Origin of the sequence: Parahoeflea alexandrii (genome assembly GCF_027214025.1) — a bacterium.
In the GTDB taxonomy this organism is placed as follows: Bacteria; Pseudomonadota; Alphaproteobacteria; order Rhizobiales; family Rhizobiaceae; genus Hoeflea; species Hoeflea alexandrii_A.
Map to the genome: position 1 here is coordinate 62,902 of NZ_JAPWHB010000008.1, position 20,951 is coordinate 83,852.

20 protein-coding genes are annotated in these 20,951 nt (G+C 62.2%); 11 read left to right on the forward strand and 9 right to left on the reverse strand.

The window, feature by feature from the left end; all coding sequences use genetic code 11:
* Window positions 1–35 precede the first annotated feature (35 nt).
* The 6 genes from O4H62_RS23015 to speB form a co-directional block, all read right to left on the reverse strand.
* Window positions 36–803, reverse strand: coding sequence for a carbon-nitrogen hydrolase family protein (locus O4H62_RS23015; protein WP_269391215.1), 768 nt, complete (start codon window positions 801–803; stop codon window positions 36–38).
* Complete coding sequence (locus tag O4H62_RS23020; protein WP_269391216.1) at window positions 800–1,600, reverse strand: ABC transporter permease; 801 nt, start codon at window positions 1,598–1,600, stop codon at window positions 800–802. The genes O4H62_RS23015 and O4H62_RS23020 overlap by 4 nt, the downstream gene beginning before the upstream one ends.
* The gene (locus O4H62_RS23025) at window positions 1,597–2,454 is read right to left on the reverse strand and encodes an ABC transporter permease (RefSeq protein WP_269391217.1); all 858 of its coding nucleotides are present in this window, start codon (window positions 2,452–2,454) and stop codon (window positions 1,597–1,599) included. The genes O4H62_RS23020 and O4H62_RS23025 overlap by 4 nt, the downstream gene beginning before the upstream one ends.
* Complete coding sequence (locus tag O4H62_RS23030) at window positions 2,451–3,488, reverse strand: ABC transporter ATP-binding protein (protein WP_269391218.1); 1,038 nt, start codon at window positions 3,486–3,488, stop codon at window positions 2,451–2,453. The genes O4H62_RS23025 and O4H62_RS23030 overlap by 4 nt, the downstream gene beginning before the upstream one ends.
* 105 nt (window positions 3,489–3,593) lie before the next feature.
* Window positions 3,594–4,682: an ABC transporter substrate-binding protein gene (locus O4H62_RS23035; RefSeq protein WP_269391219.1), complete on the reverse strand. Its 1,089-nt coding sequence runs from the start codon at window positions 4,680–4,682 to the stop codon at window positions 3,594–3,596.
* A 137-nt stretch (window positions 4,683–4,819) separates the two neighbouring features.
* Window positions 4,820–5,881, reverse strand: coding sequence for an agmatinase (gene speB / locus O4H62_RS23040; protein WP_269391220.1), 1,062 nt, complete (start codon window positions 5,879–5,881; stop codon window positions 4,820–4,822).
* Window positions 5,882–6,019: 138 nt separating this feature from the next.
* On the opposite strand from speB, the gene gcvA reads away from it, so the two are divergent.
* From gcvA to O4H62_RS23075, 7 genes are all read left to right on the forward strand, one after another.
* Window positions 6,020–7,000 carry a transcriptional regulator GcvA gene (gene gcvA, locus O4H62_RS23045; protein ID WP_269391221.1) on the forward strand — a complete coding sequence of 327 codons (981 nt, stop codon included), beginning with the start codon at window positions 6,020–6,022 and terminating at the stop codon, window positions 6,998–7,000.
* Between the two features lie 22 nt (window positions 7,001–7,022).
* On the forward strand, window positions 7,023–8,198 hold the full coding sequence (locus O4H62_RS23050; protein WP_269391357.1) for an aminotransferase: 1,176 nt from the start codon (window positions 7,023–7,025) through the stop codon (window positions 8,196–8,198).
* 467 nt (window positions 8,199–8,665) lie between these two features.
* Window positions 8,666–11,095: a TonB-dependent receptor gene (locus O4H62_RS23055; RefSeq protein WP_269391222.1), complete on the forward strand. Its 2,430-nt coding sequence runs from the start codon at window positions 8,666–8,668 to the stop codon at window positions 11,093–11,095.
* A gap of 63 nt (window positions 11,096–11,158) precedes the next feature.
* On the forward strand, window positions 11,159–11,842 hold the full coding sequence (locus O4H62_RS23060) for a Fe2+-dependent dioxygenase (protein ID WP_269391223.1): 684 nt from the start codon (window positions 11,159–11,161) through the stop codon (window positions 11,840–11,842).
* Between the two features lie 3 nt (window positions 11,843–11,845).
* On the forward strand, window positions 11,846–12,733 hold the full coding sequence (exbB, locus tag O4H62_RS23065; protein WP_269391224.1) for a tonB-system energizer ExbB: 888 nt from the start codon (window positions 11,846–11,848) through the stop codon (window positions 12,731–12,733).
* A 5-nt stretch (window positions 12,734–12,738) separates the two neighbouring features.
* Window positions 12,739–13,215 carry a TonB system transport protein ExbD gene (gene exbD / locus O4H62_RS23070; RefSeq protein WP_269391225.1) on the forward strand — a complete coding sequence of 159 codons (477 nt, stop codon included), beginning with the start codon at window positions 12,739–12,741 and terminating at the stop codon, window positions 13,213–13,215.
* Window positions 13,212–14,057 (forward strand): energy transducer TonB, encoded by an 846-nt coding sequence (locus O4H62_RS23075; RefSeq protein ID WP_269391226.1) that lies wholly within the window; start codon window positions 13,212–13,214, stop codon window positions 14,055–14,057. Before exbD ends, O4H62_RS23075 begins: the two co-directional genes overlap by 4 nt.
* Here the strand turns inward: O4H62_RS23075 and O4H62_RS23080 are convergent.
* Both O4H62_RS23080 and O4H62_RS23085 read right to left on the reverse strand, forming a co-directional pair.
* The gene (locus O4H62_RS23080; RefSeq protein WP_269391227.1) at window positions 14,042–15,139 is read right to left on the reverse strand and encodes an alpha-hydroxy acid oxidase; all 1,098 of its coding nucleotides are present in this window, start codon (window positions 15,137–15,139) and stop codon (window positions 14,042–14,044) included. The genes O4H62_RS23075 and O4H62_RS23080 overlap by 16 nt on opposite strands.
* Entirely contained in the window at window positions 15,136–15,351 is a 216-nt protein-coding gene (locus O4H62_RS23085; protein WP_269391228.1) for a hemin uptake protein HemP, read from the reverse strand. Before O4H62_RS23085 ends, O4H62_RS23080 begins: the two co-directional genes overlap by 4 nt.
* Before the next feature lie 317 nt (window positions 15,352–15,668).
* On the opposite strand from O4H62_RS23085, the gene O4H62_RS23090 reads away from it, so the two are divergent.
* From O4H62_RS23090 to recQ, 4 genes are all read left to right on the forward strand, one after another.
* The gene (locus tag O4H62_RS23090; RefSeq protein ID WP_269391229.1) at window positions 15,669–16,826 is read left to right on the forward strand and encodes an iron-containing alcohol dehydrogenase; all 1,158 of its coding nucleotides are present in this window, start codon (window positions 15,669–15,671) and stop codon (window positions 16,824–16,826) included.
* 61 nt (window positions 16,827–16,887) lie between these two features.
* Window positions 16,888–17,373 carry a GNAT family N-acetyltransferase gene (locus O4H62_RS23095; protein WP_269391230.1) on the forward strand — a complete coding sequence of 162 codons (486 nt, stop codon included), beginning with the start codon at window positions 16,888–16,890 and terminating at the stop codon, window positions 17,371–17,373.
* A gap of 151 nt (window positions 17,374–17,524) precedes the next feature.
* Complete coding sequence (locus tag O4H62_RS23100; protein ID WP_269391231.1) at window positions 17,525–17,872, forward strand: RidA family protein; 348 nt, start codon at window positions 17,525–17,527, stop codon at window positions 17,870–17,872.
* 190 nt (window positions 17,873–18,062) lie between these two features.
* Complete coding sequence (gene recQ / locus O4H62_RS23105) at window positions 18,063–19,925, forward strand: DNA helicase RecQ (RefSeq protein WP_269391232.1); 1,863 nt, start codon at window positions 18,063–18,065, stop codon at window positions 19,923–19,925.
* Between the two features lie 65 nt (window positions 19,926–19,990).
* Here recQ and O4H62_RS23110 read toward each other — a convergent pair whose 3' ends face one another.
* Window positions 19,991–20,887, reverse strand: coding sequence for a hydrogen peroxide-inducible genes activator (locus O4H62_RS23110; protein ID WP_269391233.1), 897 nt, complete (start codon window positions 20,885–20,887; stop codon window positions 19,991–19,993).
* Window positions 20,888–20,951 lie beyond the last annotated feature (64 nt).

Here is a 20,951-nt window from a genome sequence, read left to right on the forward strand (position 1 = left end):
GCAAGAAGTCCGGACCCGTTGATCCGGCGGCCAGCCTACAGGTCCCTGAGGTAGGTGTTCTCGCTTCGCGAAAGGGCGTAGAGGTCAGGCTCGATATCCACCGTCAGCAGCTGTTCCGACAGTCCCGCAGTCGCCAGAGCTGTGCCGTCGGGTGCTGCGATGACAGAACTGCCCGCATAGTCGAAATCGCCGTCCCTGCCGATGTTGTTGACATAGGCGATGAAGATCTGGTTCTCGAAGGCGCGCACCGGGATCATTTTCTCGGCGATGAACGTGCCCGAGGCGCCCATTGGTGTGGCCGTCGGCACAAGGATCATTTCGGCGCCGGCCTGCGCCAGGCGACGTACATTCTCCGGAAATTCAACATCATAGCAGATCAGCATTCCGAGCGTCATGCCGCGGTGGCTGAACAGGCAGGTTGACGGCTTCTCCGGCGTGAACAAGCCGCGCTCGTAATCGCCATAGAGATGCGACTTGCGATAGACGGATGGCTTGCCGCTGCCATCGGTGTAGACGGCTGAATTGTAGACCGCATCCTCGTCCTTTTCGGCGAAGCCGGCCACGACGGCGACGCCAGTGCTGCGGGCGATGTCGCTCATTCTGGCCACGACCGCACCGTCGGCCGGTTCGGCCAGCGCCCGGATCTTCTCGCCACCGCCATAGCTGGTGATCCCCAGCTCCGGCGTGACCAGAAGTGCCGCGCCGGCTTGCGCGGCCTCATGGGCGGCGGCTTCGATACGGGCGAGATTGGCGGCGGTATCAGCACCTGCCGTCTGCATTTGCAGGGCCGAAAGGCGGATCATGGCTTCTCCTCCGAATTGGCACCCAAAAGCTTTAAAAGATCGCCATAGCGGGCAATCAGCGAATAGATCACAGCCGCCAGCACCACGAACAGGACAGTGACTGAGGCCATGGTGGGCGTATAGCCGTAGCGCAGAGCGTTGAAGATCTTGATCGGCAGGGTTTCCATGGTGAAGCCGACCGTCATGTAGGCGACGATGTACTCGTTGAGGGACAGCACGAAGGCGAAGGCATAGCCCGAGACCAGGTAGGGCGTGATCAGCGGCAGCACGACGGTGCGGAAGATAGTGCGGTCAGCGGCCCCCATGGTGGCCGCTGCCTCGACCAGCGAGCGGTCGATCGCGGAAAAGCCGAGCGAAAGGGTGACCAGCGGCAGGGTGACGAAGAAGATGGCGTGGCTTATCACCGCCGTCCAGGGTTGGCCGTAGAAGCCGGTGGTAGCCCAGAAGGTGAGCAGCCCCAGCGCGGTGATCACCGGCGGCAGCGTGAAGGGCGCGATGCCGAGCAACTGGAAGATGTTGGCCCAGGGCGCAATCCGCCGCCACAGGAACCAGCTCAAGGGCAGCGCGATTGCCACGGCTAGTGCCGCGGACAGAGTTGCCAGTGTCAGCGAGGCAAACAGCGCGTTGCGCCAGCCGGTGTCGGCGAAGATCTCGACATACCAGGCGAGCGAGAAGCCCTGCGGCGGGAAGGCCAGCGTCTGCCTGGCATTGACCGACACGCCGGCGACCACGATCAGTGGCGCGGACAGGAACAGGCCGACGAGGACGAAGTAGAAGCGACGCAGGAAAAGGCTCATGCGGCTGCCTCCCGCTTGCGTCCGGCAAACAGCGTCAGCGTCACCAGGGCGAGCGTGACAAGCACGAGGAACACGGCCATGGCCGCTGCGAACGGCATGTTGGACTGATAGATTGCCTGGTCGGTGATCAGCACCGACAGCGTCCAGTGCTGCGGCCGGCCAAGGATCTGCGGCAGCAAATAGGAGCCGAGCGCGAAGATGAAGACCATGATCAGCGTGGCAAGAATGGTGGCTCTCAGCGCCGGGACGACCACGGTGAAGAAGGCCCGCAGCGGCGAAGCGCCTAGCGTTCGCGCCGCTTCGGTCAGCGTCGGATCAAGCCGTACCAATGCCGGGTACAGAACCAGTATGGTGTAGGGGAGCGCCTGGTAGACCATCGCCGTCAGCACAGCCGGAAAACCGGGAGACAGCGCCACCGCCTTTTGCATCAGCCCCAGCGCCACCAACAGGTTGGTGATGCCGGCGGTGCGGGAAAACAGCGTCGACCAGGCAAAGCCGATGATTACTTCCGACAGGGACAGGACCGAAAGCAGGGCCACCATCCAGACAATCTGCGCCCGTCTGCTCATCCGGGTCAGGAGATAGGTGAAGGGCACGCCGATGGCGACGCAGCAGATGGCGACGAGAACCGCCAGCGTCAGCGAGAACCCAAGCACATTGGCGAAGAACAGGCTGGCGAAGCGCTCGTAATTGGAAAGCACGAAGGCGGGTGTGTAGAAACCGCCCTGCTGGCGCTGGAAGAAGCTGACCGCAATCATGGTGCCGAACGGGATGACGAAGAACACCGTCAGCATGATCGCCGGGAAGGCGAGCGGTGCGTAATCGGTCAGTTTCTGCGGCGCCTCGCGTCTCATCTGTCGAGCACCACGCAGACGCCCGGATCCAGCACGACGCCGACGGGCTGACCGACGGAGACTTCCGGCCGGGCGCGCGGCGTCGATACCGCGATCAGCGGCTTGCCGGAACAATCGATGAAGGTCTCGATGGTGCCGCCGAGATCGCGGACGAAGGTCACGGTGCCGGTGATCGCACCTTCGCTGCCGGGCGCTGTCAGATGGACGTCTTCCGGGCGGACCGAGAGGATCGTCTTGCCGCTGCGAGGCGCGGACAGGCCGGCAATCGCCTGGCCGAGCACGATGGCGCGGCCGGTGCTGTCGGTGTCCATGTCGATGAGATTGGTCGAGCCGATGAAATCGGCGACGAAGGTGTCGGCGGGCCGGCGGTAGATTTCTATCGGGCTTGCCGCCTGGCGGATCTCGCCCTGGTTCATCACCACTACGGTGTCGGCCATGGTCATGGCCTCGCGCTGGTCGTGGGTAACAACGATGGTGGTGATGCCGAGCTGCTGCTGCAACTGACGAAGTTCGACCTGCATGGCCTCGCGCAGCTTGGCATCGAGGGCAGAGAGCGGTTCGTCGAGCAGGAACAGCTTGGGCGAGCGGGTCAGCGCCCGGGCGATGGCGACGCGCTGGCGCTGGCCGCCGGAGAGTTTCGCCACCGGGCGGTCTGCGTAGCCGGGCAGATGGATCATCGCCAGCAGTTCTTCCACGCGTCGCTTCTGCTCCTCGCGCGGCGCGCCGCGGATTCTCAGCGGATAGGCGATGTTTTCGCCGACGGTCAAATGCGGGAACAGCGCCAGCGACTGGAACACCATGCCGAGATTGCGCTTGTGGGTGGGGACGGCAGTGATGTCCTCGCCATCGAGCCGGATCTCGCCGCTGGTGGGCAGATCGAGGCCGGCGATCATCCTGAGCAGCGTGGTCTTGCCGCAGCCCGACGGTCCGAGCATGCAGACGAAGGTGCCGTGCGGCACGTTCAATTGCACATCGTTGACCGCGGTGAAGCTGCCAAAATCCTTGCGGACGGAATTGAGGGTCAAACCAGACATCGTGTCCCCATTGGTCTTGCCCCGGCGAAGCGGGATGCGGGAGGGCAGTGAACCGGCCCTCCCGCTTTCAGGCAATCACGTTCCCGGGCGGGACGCAATCAGGTGTCAGCCGACGATCATCTCGGTCCATTTCTGGTTCAACCAGTCCGACTTGGTCTGGTAGAGGTCGTAGCGCGGTATGATCGGATCGATATCGGAGGAGACGCTGGCGAATTCTTCCGCCGTCAGATCGAGAAGATCGCGTTTCAGGGTCGGCGCGGTGCCGACCTTGCGCGACAGCGTCGCCTGGATTGCCGGCTGGCTCATGTAGTCGATGAAGACATGGGCTTCCTCGACCTTGCCGGAAGCGCGCGACAACGCCCAGCAACCCGAATCCTGGATGCCGCCTTCCTTGGGGAAGGTTGAGCGAACCGGATGACCATCGGCGGCGGCAAGGCCGGTGACGTCATGGTAGTACTGGCCCATCGGGATTTCGCCGGATTTCAGTGCCTGTTCGAACTGGGCCTCGTCGCGGTACCAGAGACGGACGTTTGGCTTGACTTCGGCAAGTTTCTCGAACGCCTTGTTGAGACCTTCTTCGGTGTCGAGCGCGCCAGTACCACCCATGAATGTCTTGGCGGTGACTTCGAGCAGGAAGGAATTCGAGACAAGCGCCAGCAGACCCAGCTTGTCGGCGTTGGCCGGATCCCAGAGTGCTGCCCAGCTGTCGGGTGCTTCCGGGTAGACGTCGGTGTTGGTGACCAGGGTTATGTACCAGGCCACCGCGCCGATACCGGCCACACGGCCATCGGGATACTTGTTGACGAACTGGCCGAGCAGGCCGTCGTAGTTCTTGATCTTCGAAGTATCGATTGGCGCCCACAGGTCGGTGGACTGACCCTTGAGCATGGCGACCTGCGACATCATCGAGACATCGGCGGGCGCGACCCCGGCTTTGGCGGCCTGTTCGAGCTGCACCAGCCAGGCTTCGCCTGTCGGTTCGGCAATGGATTCTACCGCAATGCCCGTGGCGGCGGTGAAGTCGGGGAAGATGTTCTTGTCGAACGAATCCTTGAAGTAGCCGCCATAGACGCCGACTTTCAGGGACCGGTCCTGCGCACGCAGGATTGACGGCATCGACAGGGCGCCGATGGCTGCCGCGGTCCCGCCGAGAACCGCCCGGCGGCTGATGGGGCTGTTGAGAATCTTGGTCATGAATTTCTCCTTTGTTGACCGGTCTGTGACCGGAGCTCCCTTGTGGTTCTGCTTGAGGTTCTGTGCCTCAATGAATGATCCTAGCCGCTTTGCCATGATGGCTGTGAATGCGTCGTTGTCTTTGCGAGAGGCGCTGGTCAGGCCTTCCCGCCTGCAATGGCCGGGCTGAAGACCATCAGGCTGAGGATCTCGAACAGCACCTGGGCGCCGGCATGCGCCGTGTTCGTGGTGGCATCATATTGCGGGGCAACCTCGACAACGTCGCCGCCGACGATGTTCATGCCCTTGAGACCGCGGATCAGTTCCAGCACCTCGCGCGTGGTCAAGCCACCCACTTCCGGCGTGCCTGTGCCCGGTGCGAAAGCAGGATCGAGACTGTCGATGTCGAAGGAAAGATAGGTCGGACCGTCGCCGATGATCTGTCTTGCACGTTCGATGATCGCCGGCATGCCCATGCCGGTGACTTCCTCGGCGTGGATGACGGTCATGCCCGATTCATAGGAGAACTCCCAGAGGTATTCGGCCGGGCCGCGGATGCCGATCTGGATCGTCCGGGTCGGGTCGAGCACACCGTCGAGCACCGCGTTGCGGAACGGGCCGCCATGGTGGAACTTGGTCATGTCGAAGGCGCCGCCGGTGTCGCAATGGGCGTCGATGTGGATCATCCCGACCGGGCGGTTCTTGCCGACGGCTTTCAAAATCGGGTGGGTGATCGAATGGTCGCCACCGACAGACAGGGGCAATACGCCGGCATCGACGATCTGGTGCAGACGGCGTTCGATATCCTCATGGCAAAGCTCCAGCCGGTAGCGGCTCCGGAAACTGACATCGCCGATATCCGCGACACGCAGTTCGTGCACCGGAGCGCAATCGAGCACGTGATTGTAGGGGCCGATGCGCTCGATGGTGCGCAAGGCGCGGGGACCGAAGCGCGAGCCGTTGCGGTTGGTGACGCCAAGGTCCATCGGCATGCCGATCATGGCGACCTGCAGGTCGCCGAAATCCGGTTTGTCGTTGTCGATCTCGACATGGGGTGCGGTGAGGAAGGTGGGGATACCGGAATAGGGTGCGAGCCGTGTGCCGCTTTCGGTGAAGATCTTGTCGGCTACGCGCCGGAATTGCGGATTGAACAGTTCTCCGCCGTGGCTCTCGCCATACTTGCCTCTCAACTCATCGAGCTTCGCCTTGTCCCAAGCCATGTAAACGCCATCCCAAGAAGTGCGGTGCCGCGACAATCGGCACTGTCGTTGAATAAAATGTTGCAAAGCGGCCGGATGAAAGCAATTGATATTGTTAGCACCTTTTATGTGAAAATTTCTCACATCAGGATCGAGCCGATGAACCAGAGACTGCCGCCGCTGAACCCGCTGCGCGCGTTCGAGGCAACCGCCCGGAACCGTTCGCTGACCAAGGCGGCAAAGGAACTCTGCGTTACGCACGGCGCGATCAGTCACCAGATCAAGGCACTGGAGGCCTCGCTGAAGGTGAAGCTGTTCGACCGCACCGGGCAGAGGCTGACGTTGACTGAACACGGCGCTGACCTGTTACCCTCGGTGACATCCGCCTTCGCGGAAATCGCCGCTGCGACTGCGCGGATGACCCGGCCGGCGAAGTCCGGCTCGCTGTCGATCACCTGCGTATCGGCGCTTCTGTCGCTGTGGCTGATGCCGCGGCTCGCAAGCTTCACCGCCCGCTACCCGGACATCAGGCTGACGCTCAATGCGGCCAATGATCCCTCGGCGATCCATTCGCCCGATGTCGACATTGCCATCCTTTACGGCGACGGCAGCTGGACCGACTGCTGGCTCAAGCTGTGGTCGCATCTCGACTTGTTCCCGATCGCCAGCCCGTCGCTGATCAACAACCGGCCGATCCGCACGGCTCGCGACCTGGCGGAGCACACCATCCTGCATGGCGACGATGGCCATGAGTGGCACATCTGGCTGACAGCTGCGGATGTGCATGGCATTTCCGGCGTGCAGCAGCATCACTTCTCGGATGCGCGTCTTGCCATCGAAGGCGCGCTGCTCGGCCACGGCATCGCGCTTGGCGACACCTTGACAGCCGCCAGCCTGTTGACCAAGGGACAGGTGATCGTGCCGTTCAAGCTCGCAGTGCCGGCGGTGGATGCGTTCTATGTCGCTTGCGGCAATGATGTGCGATCGACGCCGGCGGTTGACGCCTTCATCGACTGGCTGTTCTCGAGTATCGAGGAAGATGACGCCAGGGCTGAACCGATGATCGCCGCGCGCCGAACCATCCGCCGGGCGCAGCAGGCCCCCAGCGTGCCACAAGTTGAAACCACGCCGTCGAACTGACGGATCCATGAAAGTGTCCCTCATGCCGAGTGCTCGCATCAACCCGCTTGTCGCCACCCTTTCCGCTCCGCCGATCCCCGAGGTTCAGTCCTGGAAGAAAGAGTATGACGGCAGTTTCGGGCCTCTGATCGACCTGTCTCAGGCGGTGCCGGGATATCCGCCGCATCCCGACATGTTGCGCTGGCTTGGCGAGGCCGCCGGTTCAGTGGCGATGGCCGGGTATGGCGATATCGAGGGTGAGCCGGACTTGCGTGCGGCCTATGCATCCTGGGTCAGCGACATCTACGCGGCGGATATCGCTGCTGTGAATATCCATATCACGTCCGGTTGCAATCAGGCCTTCATGGCGGCGATGATGGCGATTGCCGGTCCCGGCGACACGGTGCTGCTGACCAATCCGTGCTATTTCAATCATGAGACCACACTTCGCATGTCAGGCGTGCGGGTCGAATATGTCGATTGCAGTGCTTCGAACGGATTCCTGCCCGAGCCGGACGCGGTCGAGGCGATGATCAGCCAGGGTGTCCGCGCGCTGGCCGTGGTGACGCCGAACAATCCCGCCGGGGCTACCTATCCGGACGGGTTGCTGCAGGAATTGCTGGCGCTCTGCCAGGCGCACGGCATATGGCTGGTTGTCGACGAGACCTACCGCGATTTCCTGCCGCTTGATGCCGGCGCACCGCACGGGCTGTTTGCGCTGCCTGGCTGGCAGGACAACCTGATCGGGCTCTACAGCTTCTCCAAGTCCTTCTGCATTCCCGGTCACAGGGTCGGCGCGATTACAGCGGGACAAGCCGTGGTGAGCCAGATCGCCAAAGTGATGGACAATCTGCAGATTTGCGCGCCGCGGCCGCCGCAGGCTGCGCTCGCCAGGGCTATCCCGGCGCTGGCGGACTGGCGTCGTGCCAATGCGCTGGAGATCGCGGCGCGGACCGCTGCCTTGTCCGAAGTCATGGCCGGGGCGCAGGGGTGGAAAGTTGTGGCGCTCGGCGCCTATTTCGCCTTTGTCGAACACCCTTTCGCCGAGCTGAGCAGTCACGATGCGGCGCACAGGCTGGCGCGTGAGGCCGGCGTTATCGCCATTCCGGGTGCCTTCTTCGGCAAAGGGCTGGAGCGCTATCTTCGCGTCGCGTTCGCCAATGCCGACGTGGCCACCATTCGCCAGCTTGGATCGCGATTCGCCGCCTGCTCGGCCTGATAACGGGAGCCGAGACCTATCGCATCTTGGCGCCTTGGCCGTGGCCAATGGCCGGCGAGGCGCACGGCCCGCAGTCAGGTCTGTAGCAGATTCGCAACATAGTCGCCGCGCTCTGCCGCACGCCGAAAATTGTTCTAACTGGGCGCTTTATGAAATCCTCATTTAAAACAATGATTTATGCATCTAGTTCCATTCGTGGGTGCGATAAAGGTGCACCAACGAGGCAGTCAAGGATGCTTCGGCGCTTTACTTGACAAAAGCAGTCAACTATTGGGGACGCATTGTAGCCCGCCAACTTTCCCCGTTTTTGGATTGTGAGCCAGCCAACCCGTTTCTCTCACACGGACTGACCGTGCGGGAGGCTCACCAATCTTTGTACATTTTATGGGGGATGGGACATGAAAGTCTCGCTCAGGGGCGCGCCGGTTTCTGGCTGTCGGACAAATTCACACTCGCAGATTTCAGACATGTTGAGCGCCACCGTGGCGGCAGCCTGCTTTGTTGCTGTGGGAACACATCACGCGCTCGCCCAGGATGGCGAGCCGATTGTTCTTCCGACCGTCGAAGTCGAAACCACCCAGCAACAGGTACCTGCCGCTGCAACCGCGGCTGCCGAGCAACAGGCAGCAGCGGCAAGCAAGCGTGCCGCGCAACGGGCCGCGGCGGCAAGGGCCCAGCGCCAGGCCGAATCGACCGCCGCTCGCGCCGCAGCGATTGAGGAAGCCAACCAGCGCGCCGCAGCCGAAGCCAGGGCCGCCGCTGCAGCCGCCGCGAAAGCCAAGGAAATCGCCCGCGGCAACCCCTATGCCGATCCGGATGCACCGTTCAAGAGCGATCGGCTGGCCAACTCCCGCCTGCCGGGAAGCATTGCCGATACGCCGCGCACGGTCACCGCGATCGGCAAGGAGGTGCTGGAAGCCACCGGCATGACATCGGTCCGCGAAATCGCGCGAACCACGCCGGGCATCTCGCTGGGTTTTGGCGAGGGAGGCAACTCCTACGGCGACAACATCTACATCCGTGGTTTCAAGGCCAACAACGACCTTTACGTCGACGGCGTCCGCGATTCCGGCGTGAGCGTGCATGAGACTTTCAACACAGAGCAGATCGAAGTCATCAAGGGCCCGGCGGGAACGGTTGGCGGTCGTGGGACGACCGGTGGTGCACTTGATATCGTCACCAAGAAGGCCAAGGACGTCTCGTTCTTCGAGGCCTCAACGACGGTTACCAGCGCAAAAACCAAGCGGGCTACGGTTGATTTCAACCATGTCTTCAGCGAGCAGCTGCAGATCCGTCTGAATGGGCTGGTCCAGGACGGGAATGTTGCGGGTCGCGACAATGTCAAGGATGACCGGCGCGGGTTTGCTGCCGCAGTGACGATCAAGCCGACCGACATCTTCACCATCAAGGCCGACATTGCGCATACGGAGATCAACCAGACGCCGGACTGGGGTGTTCCGTACCTTTCAAACAATGGCGGCCCGGTGACGGAATATGGTGTCGATCGCTCGACCTTCTACGGGGTGGTCGGCCGCGATTTCCAGGACGTGAACCAGACGGTGGGCACGGTCAAGACGATCCTTGATTTCTCCGACAGCGCACGAGTGACCAACACGGCGCGCTACTCGCATTCGATCAACGATTATGTGCTCACAGCACCGAGCAGCCTGATCACCAACAACTCGACCAACATCAATGACTGGCAGGTCTCGCTCAGCTTCAAGAGCCGCTACCAGGAGACCGACGTGTTCTCCGACGTGCTGGAACTGAGCGGAGAAACCTCGCTGGGCGGCCTGACCCATACATATGTGACGGGTGTGAGCTACAGCGACGAGAAAGTGAACACCTACTCCTACGCCAATCTCCAGAGCGAGGATTACCAGCCTCCGGCAGGTCAGCGCGGCTGTATCGTCACCGCAGTCAATCCAGACCCGATCGGGTTGGGCTGCTGGACGGGCGAAGCACCGGTGCGCGGCACCGCTGCAACGACGACGCGGGTTCGCTCGACGTCGCTTTATGCCCTCGACACGGTGGAACTAAGCGAGCACTGGCTGGTCAATGGAGGCGTTCGCGTCGATTTCTATGACAACCAGCGCAGCTCCGGCGCCACCGAACTTTCGCGCAAGGACACGCTGTTCAACTGGAATGCCGGCGTCACCTACAAGCCGTGGGAAAACACGAGCTTCTACGCGGCGGTTGCGAGTTCGTCGAACCCGTCCGGACAGGAAATTGCCGCGGGCGGCAGCTTCTATGGCGGCCTGGATACCGGCGGCGTGCTTCTGGCTCCGGAGCGCAACATGTCCTACGAGGCAGGCGTCAAGTACGAGTACAATGACGACCTGCTGCTGACGGCTGCGGTGTTCCGGACCATCAAGTCGAATGCGCGCGAGGATTATGATCCCGATGGCCGCAACGGGCCTCAGCCGACACAATATCTCGACACGTTGCAGTACAGCATGACAGGTGTCGAGTTTGGCGTGTCGGGCAACCTGACGGAACGGATCAGCCTGTTCGGCGGCGCCGTGTTCATGGACAGCAAGATCCTGAAAAGCGTCACGCCGGCCGAAGTCGGCAAGGACATCGCCAACATCGCGCACCGGCAGTTCAGCCTTCTCGGTACCTACGCGTACAATGAAAAGCTGACGCTCGGCGCCCGCGTGACCTATGCCGGCGGAAGGAAGCTCGGCAGCGTGTCCGCCAATGGCAATACGCTGCCGGACTACACAACGCTCGATCTTCTGGCGACCTACAAGGTCTCTGAAAACGCGGAGCTGCAGTTCAACGTCACCAATGTTGCCGACGCGACCTACTACGACTCCGGCTACCGCTCCGGTTCGCCCTTCACCTATGTGGCGCCGGGCCGCGAGTTTTCGTTCAACCTGAAAGCCAAGTTCTAGGGCTTGCCGAAAGACAGCGTTCCGGGCGGCAGTCGCCCGGAACGCCCAACATGGGATAGCCAGATGCTGATCACAATTCCCGATATCCTGAGCAAGGATGAAGTGCGCCAGTTCCGGGAGGTGCTCGACAAGGCCGAATGGGAATCCGGATCAAAAACCGCCGGGGTCCAATCGGAAAGCGTCAAGCGAAACCAGCAGATGCCGGTCGCGAGCGATGAAGCGCTCAAGTTGGGGCAGTACCTGCTGCAGAAACTATCGGCCAACCCGGTGTTTCTGTCCGCGGCGCTGCCGCTCAGGATCCTGCCGCCGATGTTCAATCGCTACGAGACGGAAGAGACCTTCGGTATCCATGTCGACAATGCCATCCGCCTCAATCACCTGACGCAGGAACGTCTGAGAACCGACCTGTCGATGACAGTGTTCCTGAGCGAGCCGGATGAATATGACGGCGGCGAGCTGATCATCGAGGATCACTACGGCGCCCAGGAGGTCAAGCTCGAGGCAGGGAGCATGGTGCTCTACCCCTCGACCAGCCTGCACCAGGTGGTGCCGGTTACTCGGGGCGCGCGGGTTTCGTCCTTCTTCTGGCTGCAAAGCATGATCCGCTCCGATTCACACAGGACCATGCTGTTCGATCTCGACCAGACCATCCAGTCGCTTGCCGTGCGCCTGGGCACCGGGGACGCCGAAGTCGTTCGCCTGACCGGTATTTATCACAACCTCATCCGTACATGGGCAGAGACCTGAGACATGAAGACGAAGCTGATCCGATATGGTGTCTTGATCGCGCTCGTGGCGCTGGCGGAAAGCGCTTTCGCGCAGGACGCTGTTCAGTCTGCTGTGACCGGCGGTTGGCTTGAAGCGGTCACCGGCGGACTGTCCGAGTGGCTGCACCAGGCGGGCGAGGACGAATTGACCGCCATGGGCATGTTCATGGCCGCCGACTGGGTGGTCAAGGCCGTGATGATCTCGCTGGCCTTTGCCTCGGTGCTGACCTGGCTGATCTTCTTCGCCAAGACCGCAGACCTGTTCTGGCAACGGGCCAGGCTGAAGCGTGGCTTTCACCGGATGGATGCCCACGGGACGTTGGCCGGGGTCACCGTGATCTTCAAGACCGGCAAGGGTGTTGTTGGCCGCATGGTGCATGCGGCACTGCGCGAGCGGGACCGCAGCCTTGCCGCGGACCTCGACAAGGCCGGCATCAAGGAACGTGTTTCCTCCGAACTGGGGCGGATCGAAGCCGGTGCGGCCAGAAGCATGATGTCGGGTACCGGGATACTCGCCAATATCGGATCGACGGCGCCTTTCGTTGGCCTGTTCGGCACTGTGTGGGGCATCATGAACAGCTTTATTTCGATTTCCGAGAGCAACACCACGAACCTCGCCGTGGTGGCTCCTGGGATCGCGGAAGCCCTGCTCGCCACCGCGATCGGCCTGGTTGCGGCGATCCCCGCCGTGATCTTCTACAATCTGATCGCGCGCGGGCTGGGCAGCTACAAGGTGATGCTTGCCGATGTGTCGGCGCTCGTCGAGCGGACCTTGTCGCGCGATCTCGATCTCGCAGAACGGACGTCCGGCAATGTGGCGGCGATCCTGCCCGTTGCGGAAGCCTCCGAACTTGCCGAGGCTGCGGAGTAAGGGCCATGGCTGGCAAGATCAGCGACGACGACGAATTGTCGGAAAGCCACGACATCAACATCACGCCGTTCATCGACGTGATGCTGGTGCTTCTGATCATCTTCATGGTGGCAGCGCCCCTGTCGACGGTCGATATTCCCGTTGAGCTTCCGGTCGCTGTCGCGGAACCGCCGCAGCGTCCGTTGAAGCCCGTTTTCATCACCATTGCCGAAGATCTCTCGCTTTCGGTCGGTGAAACCGAGTCCAGTTTCGAGCGGCTCTACATCGATGTCGGCATCGCCACGCTGCAGAAGCGAGACACAAGGCTCTATATCCGCGCCGACAAGTCGGTGCCTTATGGCGAGTTCATTCGGGTGATGAACATCCTGCGGGCCGACGGGTTCCTGAAGATCGGACTGGTGGGACTGGATGAAAAGGCGGTCGGGCCGGACCTGCAAAGCCCGGCTGTTGCCGGCGCTGCGGGGGCGGGGCAGGAGCCATGAGCCTGGTTTATCAGCGCGGTAGGTCGGGCGTCTGGTTCTGGGCTTGTGCGGCGATCGTAAGCGTCGGGCTTCATGGTGGCCTGTCCTACTTGGCTTTGCAGGATCAGCCTGACGAGGTGGCCGAGCAACAGGTCGATGCCGGGATCACCGGCGCGATCATGTTCGATCTGTCCGACCTGATTGCTGCGCCTGCCGACATGGCGGAAGACAGCGCCGAAGCGGTGGAATCTGCGGAAGCCCCGACGATTACCGAAAGCCCCGAAGTGGTCGATCCGGCCAAGGCGGCGGATGAGCCGATCCTCAGCCAGATTCCCTACAAGGTGGAGGATGAGAGCCTGAAGTTCGGCGTTGCCAGTCCGGATCCCGTCGAGGAAACGGAAGACCTGGCCCACGAACTCGCCACCGAATACAAGCCGGAGGACGTCGACCAGGCGAGCACCACCGGGGCGCAGGAAAGCGATGCCGCGGATGCTTCCGTTGCAGCGGTGGCGACCGAAGAAACCGCGGATACCAGCAAGGCGACCGGCGAGGGGCTGACAGCGGAAGAAAAGGAAGCGGTGCGCGAGTGGCAGCGCGATATCGTGCTGCGAATCTCCAAGGTCCGGAAATATCCGCCTCAGGCGCGAAAGGAGCGGGTCGAGGGCGAGGTGCGGGTGCGGTTCACCCTCGACCAGTACGGTGCGATCCTGTCTTCGGAGATAGAAACGTCGTCAGGTTCGCCGCTTCTGGATGAAGCAGCACTTGCCGTGTTTGCGGAGATCGGCAAGCTGCCGACGCCACCGAGTTACCTCAAGGGCGAGCGTTTCACGCTGCTGGCGCCGATCCGCTATTCGTTCCGGTAGAGGATGCCCGGTGTAATTTCCTTGAGCGTGGCGCATCCGGTCAGCATCATGGCGATTTCCAGCTCATCGCGCAGCAACCTCAAGACATGACTGATCCCGGCCGGGCCTGCTACCGTCAGGCCGGCGATTGCGGGGCGCCCGACAAGCACGGCAGTGGCTCCAAGCGCCAGCGCCTTGAGGACATCGGTGCCGCGCCTGACGCCGCCGTCCATCAAGACCGGAACAGAGCCATTGACCGCTGTGACGATGGCCGGCAGCAGCCTGATGCTGGCGGGCACGGTGTCGAGGATCCTGCCGCCATGATTGGAAGCGATGATGGCAGCTGCGCCGGCTTCTACTGCCAGCAAGGCGTCGGCGGGGTGGACGATGCCTTTCAGTATCACCGGCAGGGGCGAGTTGCGGCACAGCCACTCGACATCCGTCCATTTCGGCGCGATGTGGGCAATCCGATCGAACAGGATCGATTCCGATTGTTCCAACGGCGCGAATTGTGGCACGGGCACGTTCGCCAGGTTGACAGCCTTAATGTCTGGCGGGAGCTGGAAATCGGTGCGGGCTTCACTGTCGCGAACACCCTGGACCGGCGCATCGACGGTCAGCACGATGGCACTGAAGCCGAGACCAGCCATCCGCTGCACCAGCGCCAGATTGGCATCCCGGGAGGGGCCCCAATAAAGCTGGAACCAGGTGCAGGCGCTGCTTGCGGCGCGAACAGCAGCGGCGTCGATACTGCTCTGGGCGCTCAGCACCATCACTGTGTCCTGCGCACCGGCGCCCATCGCCATCGCGATTTCGCCGTCCGGATGAACCAGCCTTTGATAGGCGACCGGCGCCACGAGGATCGGATGCGGCATGTGTTGACCAAGAAGGGTCAGCCGCGTGGAACCACCGCGCAGGTCGCGCAGCATGCGGGGGATGAGCTCAATCTCCGAGATCGCCCTCTGATTGGCTTCAAGCGTCCGTTCATCGGCCGCGCCACCAAAAAAATAGGCTACCCTGTCAGCACTCAGGATGGCCTTCGCCCGGGCTTCGTAATCCCGCACGGTCGGCTGCAGGTCTGACGACGGGTGTTTCGGGGTCATTTGTTCAGGATCAGTTTGCCTTGGCGGGTGATGCGCAACCGATAAAGTGCGCCTTCGTGGGAGATGGTGATCTCGCGGCGGTCGCTAAACAGAGCGCTTGACGGTATCGCCTGGGTGTTAGCAGCGGTTTCCGAGATCGGAGAGTGCCCGCCCTGGGACAGAGTCGTGGTGGAACCCTCTGAAAGTGGTGCCTGGCTTGGGGGTGTACGCATGAAAATACCCGAACTGCTTTATGTCGCCGGGTCCGCCAAATGATGGAACCGGCTCTCCAAAAATACATGATTAAAAAACTCATATTTAATTACGGAAGGGTTGTCCACCTGCAATGTTGTCCGGGACCGACCTTTCATCCGGCGGGATCGGAGCACCTGATTTCAACGGTGGAGCCCTGATTCCGGGCATGGCCATTTCCCGGATAGGCCGCGGCCGCGACGCGTCCGATACGGACTGAACCGCGGAAGGTGGACAAGCGTCCCCTTCCTCGCGTACCCAATTGTCAGTCGACTGAATTACCGGAGGAAGTTTGCCGTTGTCTCCCTTTGTCTTCAACACCACCAAGAGCATCCAGTTCGGCGCCGGGTCGCTTGCCCGCATCGGTGAACTGGCGCTGGCCGGCATGGGGTCGCGGGTCTTCCTGGTGACCGATCCAGGGATGATGGCGACCGGGATCATTGATCAGGCGTTGGGTCACCTCAAGGCCGCGGGCGTCGAGGTCACCCTGTTTTCCGACGTGCAGGCCGATCCACCGGAAGCGGTGATCCTGGCGGCGGCGGAGACTGCCCGTTCGGCAGCTGTGCAGGGCGTGATTGGCCTGGGCGGCGGGTCATCGCTCGATGTGGCCAAGCTGGTGGCGCTGCTGGCCGTCGGCAAGGAAGACCTGAAAGCGGTTTACGGCGTCGGCAACGCCAAGGGACCGCGGCTTCCGCTGATCCTGGTGCCGACGACATCGGGGACCGGTTCCGAGGTGACGCCAATTTCGATCGTGACCACGGGGACTTCGGAAAAGATGGGGGTCGTCTCGCCGGTGCTGCTGCCTGATATCGCGCTGCTGGATCCAGAACTCACCTATGGCCTGCCGGCGCATGTGACGGCAGCCACGGGGATCGATGCGATGGTGCACGCGATCGAGGCCTATGCATCGGCCAGCGCCAACAACAATCCGCTGTCACGTACGCTTGCCACCCAGGCGCTGACGTTGATGGGCCCGGCGCTGCTCAAAGCCGTGCGCAACGGAACCGATGCGGACGGGCGAGCTGACATGCTGCTTGGCTCGATGCTGGCGGGACAGGCTTTCGCCAACTCACCGGTGGCGGCGGTCCATGCGCTTGCCTATCCGCTGGGCGGGCATTTCCACATTCCGCACGGGCTGTCGAACGCGCTGGTGCTGCCGCATGTCCTGCGGTTCAATGCGGTCACGGCGCACCATGCCTATGTCGACCTGGCCCCCTGCCTGTTTCCCGACCTTGCCTCGCTGGAAGGACAGGAACGGGTCGAGGCGTTCTGCGACAGGCTTGCTGCACTTTCATCCGACTGCGGGTTGCCGCAGACCCTGCGCGACATGAAAATCACCGAGGACTGGTTGCCAAAACTTGCCAGCGACGCGATGAACCAGACACGGCTGCTGGTCAACAATCCGCGGCCTGTAAGTGAAGCCGATGCCTTGGCAATCTACCGGGCGGCCTTCTGAGGCAGAAGCGGGTGTCGCGCAATACCGGGCCAGCAAGCAAAGACAGGGTGAATCCTTGACCATGGACGAGATCACAATAAGGCCGGCAATGCCTGATGACGCGGCTGCGCTGAACAGGGCGCTGGGCCAGTTGTCGGCCGATATGGGGGATAAGCACCGGGCCACCGATGCGGACGTTGCGCGTTTCTGTTTCGGTCCGTCGCCAGTCTTCCATGCGCTGTTGGCCCAAACCGCCGACGGCAACATCGTTGGTGTTGCAGCCTATTCGCCATTCTTTTCGACCGTGTATGGAGCCGTCGGCATCTATGTGTCGGATCTCTGGGTGGATGATCAGACGCGCGGCAAAAGGCTTGGCCAGCGCCTTCTTGCGGCGGTTCGGGCGGCCGGCATGACGGCCTGGGACGCGCGGTTCATCCGGCTGAATGTCTATCATGACAATCCAAGGGCGTTGGCCTTCTACACGCGTATCGGCTTCACTGCTGCCTCCGAAACGCAGTATCTGACGCTTGCCGGCGATGCCTTCGAGGCGCTGGAAGCGCAGGTATGAACGGGCATCGGTCGGGGTGAACCCGGCTTCCGGCGGTCTCGCAACTGGTTGCGGATTTGTGTATGTGGCGGCTATCGCCACTGAGCCAGAGCGAAATAGAAGCACTCGGCCCCGGGCGGGCGGCATTGAATTTACAACAAGGATAAAACACATGAGCGACATCAAACGTTTCGAAACAGGCCCGCGCATGAGCCAGGCCGTTGTCCACGGCGGACTGGTCTATCTGGCTGGCCAGGTCGGCACTGCCGGCGCCAGCGTCACGCAGCAGACCCAGGATGTTCTCGCCAATATCGACCGGCTGCTGGCTTCGGTTGGCTCCGACAAGAGCAAGATCCTGCAGGCGACGATCTGGATGGCGTCGATGGACGATTTCGCCGAGATGAACGCCGTCTGGGACGGCTGGGTTTCGCCCGGCAACGCACCGGCGCGCGCCACCGGCGAATCCAGGCTGGCGACACCCGACTACAAGGTCGAGATCATCGTGATTGCCGCAGTCTGAGCCGCATATCCGAGGTATGGATCTTTCCCGGTTTCGGCTGCTGACGCCGGAAACAGGCTGACATCATCCGCCGCGCATTTATCGGGATGTGCGGCGTTTTCATGCCCGGGGCAAACAGAATTTCGGTGAAATGCTCGCGAAAGCAACGGGATCTGTGCCATAATCGAGGCCTTCCCGAGAAAGCGATTCCATGCAGCAATTTCAAGACCGCGCCGATCCCCCGCCTGCAAGCCATGGGTCTGAAGACCCGCTTGCCATCCTCAACCGGGTCTATGGCTACCCGGCCTTCCGCGGGCGGCAGGCAGAAGTGGTTGACCAGGTGGTTTCAGGCGGTGATGCGGTCGTGCTGTTTCCCACCGGGGCCGGAAAGTCGCTGTGCTTCCAGATCCCGGCACTGTGCCGGGAAGGGGTCGGCATCGTCGTCTCGCCGCTGATCGCGCTGATGCGCGACCAGGTGGAGGCACTCAAGCAGTTGGGCGTGCGCGCCGCGGCGCTCAATTCCTCGCTGACGCGCGAGGAGTTCCTCGATGTCCGCTCGGCGATTGCCAGGGGCGAGCTCGATCTTCTCTACGTGACCCCCGAACGGATCGTCACGCCGGGGTTCAGGGAGATGATCGGCAATGCGAAGATTGCCCTGTTCGCCATAGACGAAGCGCATTGCGTTTCGCAGTGGGGACATGATTTCAGGCCGGAATACCGCGAGCTCGGACATCTGGGCGAAGCCTATCCGGGCGTGCCGCGCATGGCGCTGACGGCGACAGCCGACCCGCATACGCGCGAAGATATCATCGACAAGCTGGCGCTCCGATCAGCCAAGGTTTTCACAACCTCGTTTGACCGCCCCAATATCGCCTACGAGATTGTCGAGCGGGATCAGCCGCGTCAGCAGCTTTTGCGCTTCCTTGAGCGTCACAAGGGCTCGAGCGGCATCGTCTATTGCCTCTCGCGGGCCAAGGTCGAGGACACGGCGGAATGGTTGAACAAGCAGGGTGTTCGCGCCCGCGCCTATCACGCGGGAATGCCGCGGGAGGTTCGTGATGACAACCAGGACGCGTTCCTGAAGGAAGAGGATCTCTGTCTTGTTGCCACCGTCGCCTTTGGCATGGGCATCGACAAGCCGAATGTGCGCTATGTCGCCCATCTCGACCTGCCGGGTTCTGTCGAGGCTTACTACCAGGAGACCGGCAGGGCCGGGCGCGACGGCCTGCCGTCGGATGTCTGGATGGCCTACGGCATGGCCGATGTGATCCAGCGCGGACGGATGATCGATGGCGGCGGATCGGGCGACGACATCAAACGGGTTGAGCGCGCCAAGCTCAACGCGCTGCTGGCCATATGCGAAACCCCGGGCTGCCGCCGGCAGGCCATCCTCGCCCATTTCGGTGAGGCGCATCCAGGCAATTGCGGCAATTGCGACACCTGCCTCAAGCCGGTCGAGACCTGGGACGGAACCGATGCGGCAATCAAGGCGCTGGCGGCTGTCTACCGGACCGGCGAGCGTTTCGGCACCGGGCACCTGATCGACGTGCTGGTGGGCAACGAGAATGAGAAAACCAGCCGCTTCGGCCATGTCGACATGCCGGTCTTCGGGGCGGGAAAGGACATTCCCGCCAAGACATGGCAATCGGTCTACCGGCAGTTGCTTGCCGCCGGCCTGGTCAGCGTCGACCATGAGGCCTTCGGCGCGCTGAAGCTCGAACCGGAGGCCCGCGCGGTGTTCAAGCGCGAGCGCGAAGTGCGCTTCCGCAAGGATCGTCCGACCAAGGGCAAGGCTGCACGGGGAGGCTCGGCACGTTCGGCGGCGGCGAAATCGGCGCTGGAGGATGAAGCGGATGTCGAGCTGTTCGAGGCGCTGCGCGCCGCCCGCATGGCGATTGCAAAGGAATTGGCGGTGCCGCCCTATGTGGTCTTTCCGGACACGACCCTGGTGGGGCTGGCCACCAGCCGGCCGCTCGACCGGGAAGCCATGCTCGGCATTTCCGGGGTTGGACAATCGAAACTCGAGCGGTACGGGGATGCGTTCCTTGAGGTGATCCTGGCGCATCAGAGGTAGATTGTCCGTTGCGGCCATTGGCGGCCAACGATCGACCCAGATGCTGATGTTCTTGACCTTCCGGCCTAGGTGCGGACGCTCGTTGTTTTCCGGACAACCTCGGAAATCTGCCTCAGCTGTTTTGCCAGCGGGCTGGTCTTGCGCCAGATCATGCCGATCGTTCGCGACGGCTGCGGATGCCCGAAATGGGCGATCGACACCGGCGCCGAGCGGGTTTCCACCGCGATGGCCATTTCCGGAATGAGGGTTACGCCGAGGCCGGCGCCAACCATCTGCACCAGCGTGGCAAGCGAACTGGCGTCGAGCATCTCGCGCGGCCGGGACAATTGAATGTTGCAGAAGGAAAGCGCCTGGTCGCGAAAGCAGTGACCTTCCTCGAGCAGGAGAAGTTTCATTTCGCGCAGGTCCTCGTGTTCAGGCACCGGCTTGCCTTCGTCGGCGACGGGGCGCACCAGCACGAAATTTTCCTCAAACAGTGAAACCTCGGTCAATGACGGCTCGGACACCGGCAAGGCAACGATAGCGGCATCAAGCCGGCCGTCGGCGAGTTCGCGGACCAGGATAGGTGTCAGCGATTCGCGGATCTGGATATCGATGCTGCTGTTGGCCGCGGTCAGGTCGGTGATGATCTCGGGCAGCAGATACGGGGCGATCGTCGGGATCACGCCAATGCGAAGGCGTCCGACCAGATGCTCGCGCGACGCCATCGCCAGTTCTCCCAGCTCGTCCACCGAGCGGAGAATGCCGCGAACACGTGTGGCGAATTCCTCTCCGAAGTTCGTCAGCCGGATCTGCCGGGCGCCGCGTTCGAACAATTCTGTTCCCAGCGACTCCTCCAGTTCCCTGATCTGCACCGACAGGGCCGGCTGGGAAATGGCGCAAGCCTGCGCGGCGCGACCAAAATGGCCGTGTTGCGCCAATGCCTCGAAATACCGCAACTGCTTGAGGGTCAGGTTTCTCATAATTTCAGATTATCAGAGCGATCAGTTAAAACAACTTAATCCAATGGAGCATCTTTGCTATACC

Bases quoted from the DNA above. Each gene is read 5' to 3' on its own strand.
- O4H62_RS23015 (WP_269391215.1), bottom strand. From the start codon at position 803: ATGATCCGCCTTTCGGCCCTGCAAATGCAGACGGCAGGTGCTGATACC.
- O4H62_RS23020 (WP_269391216.1), bottom strand. From the start codon at position 1,600: ATGAGCCTTTTCCTGCGTCGCTTCTACTTCGTCCTCGTCGGCCTGTTC.
- O4H62_RS23025 (WP_269391217.1), bottom strand. From the start codon at position 2,454: ATGAGACGCGAGGCGCCGCAGAAACTGACCGATTACGCACCGCTCGCC.
- O4H62_RS23030 (WP_269391218.1), bottom strand. From the start codon at position 3,488: ATGTCTGGTTTGACCCTCAATTCCGTCCGCAAGGATTTTGGCAGCTTC.
- O4H62_RS23035 (WP_269391219.1), bottom strand. From the start codon at position 4,682: ATGACCAAGATTCTCAACAGCCCCATCAGCCGCCGGGCGGTTCTCGGC.
- speB (WP_269391220.1), bottom strand. From the start codon at position 5,881: ATGGCTTGGGACAAGGCGAAGCTCGATGAGTTGAGAGGCAAGTATGGC.
- gcvA (WP_269391221.1), top strand. From the start codon at position 6,020: ATGAACCAGAGACTGCCGCCGCTGAACCCGCTGCGCGCGTTCGAGGCA.
- O4H62_RS23050 (WP_269391357.1), top strand. From the start codon at position 7,023: ATGCCGAGTGCTCGCATCAACCCGCTTGTCGCCACCCTTTCCGCTCCG.
- O4H62_RS23055 (WP_269391222.1), top strand. From the start codon at position 8,666: ATGTTGAGCGCCACCGTGGCGGCAGCCTGCTTTGTTGCTGTGGGAACA.
- O4H62_RS23060 (WP_269391223.1), top strand. From the start codon at position 11,159: ATGCTGATCACAATTCCCGATATCCTGAGCAAGGATGAAGTGCGCCAG.
- exbB (WP_269391224.1), top strand. From the start codon at position 11,846: ATGAAGACGAAGCTGATCCGATATGGTGTCTTGATCGCGCTCGTGGCG.
- exbD (WP_269391225.1), top strand. From the start codon at position 12,739: ATGGCTGGCAAGATCAGCGACGACGACGAATTGTCGGAAAGCCACGAC.
- O4H62_RS23075 (WP_269391226.1), top strand. From the start codon at position 13,212: ATGAGCCTGGTTTATCAGCGCGGTAGGTCGGGCGTCTGGTTCTGGGCT.
- O4H62_RS23080 (WP_269391227.1), bottom strand. From the start codon at position 15,139: ATGACCCCGAAACACCCGTCGTCAGACCTGCAGCCGACCGTGCGGGAT.
- O4H62_RS23085 (WP_269391228.1), bottom strand. From the start codon at position 15,351: ATGCGTACACCCCCAAGCCAGGCACCACTTTCAGAGGGTTCCACCACG.
- O4H62_RS23095 (WP_269391230.1), top strand. From the start codon at position 16,888: ATGGACGAGATCACAATAAGGCCGGCAATGCCTGATGACGCGGCTGCG.
- O4H62_RS23100 (WP_269391231.1), top strand. From the start codon at position 17,525: ATGAGCGACATCAAACGTTTCGAAACAGGCCCGCGCATGAGCCAGGCC.
- recQ (WP_269391232.1), top strand. From the start codon at position 18,063: ATGCAGCAATTTCAAGACCGCGCCGATCCCCCGCCTGCAAGCCATGGG.
- O4H62_RS23110 (WP_269391233.1), bottom strand. From the start codon at position 20,887: ATGAGAAACCTGACCCTCAAGCAGTTGCGGTATTTCGAGGCATTGGCG.